Raw genomic sequence first — 714 nt, forward strand, 5'->3', positions numbered from 1 at the left:
GGTGGTTACGTCTCTCAAGTTGGCAAACCTCTTGAACTTTACCACTACCCACAGAACCGCTTTGTGGCTGGTTTCATCGGTTCTCCAAAAATGAACTTCATGAGCGTGTTCATTGATGAAGTAGAATCAGAACGCGTTAAAGTTCAGCTATCTAACGGCGTATCATTCTGGATTCCTGTAGATGGTACAACCGTTAACCGTGGCGACCGTATGTCTTTGGGTATTCGCCCAGAGCACCTACTTTCTGCAACCGAAGCTGACGCAACCATTCACGAACCAATCCAGCGCGCCCTTTTGGCGAATGACGACGATCAGCCGTCACTTTCATCGATGGACACATCGGCGAGCTGGTATCGTAGTTAAAGCACAAACCGTTCCCGTTACATTCCATCGCTTGCTTAAAGCTGTCACGTACTTGTACGTCAATTTGGCGATCATAGTAACCACGTTTGGTGTCGGTTACTTTTACCAACTCTGCATCGCTATCAAGTGGCGTACAGATTTTGCCTGGGTTCATTTTATTGTGTGGGTCGAATGCAGCTTTTACGCGTCGAAGCTCAGTAAACAACTCTTTGCCAAAGAACTCAGGACCATATTCCGAACGGAAACCTTTACCGTGCTCACCCCACATCAGGCCGCCGTATTTCGCTACCAGCTTGACAACTTCATCAGAGACTTCATGCATCAATGCTTCTTGGTGCGGGTCACACAAAT

The 714-nt window shown here is 47.6% G+C and carries 2 pseudogenes; one reads left to right on the top strand and one right to left on the bottom strand.

Annotation, left to right across the window (positions count from 1 at the left end):
* A pseudogene (locus R7P74_RS26425) lies at positions 1-273 on the top strand (ABC transporter ATP-binding protein); the annotation flags it as partial.
* On the opposite strand, the pseudogene R7P74_RS26430 reads toward R7P74_RS26425, so the two are convergent.
* Positions 230-714: pseudogene (locus R7P74_RS26430) on the bottom strand (FAD-linked oxidase C-terminal domain-containing protein); the annotation flags it as partial. The pseudogenes R7P74_RS26425 and R7P74_RS26430 sit on opposite strands and share 44 nt — an antisense overlap.

Source organism: Vibrio sp. 2033, assembly GCF_033339735.1.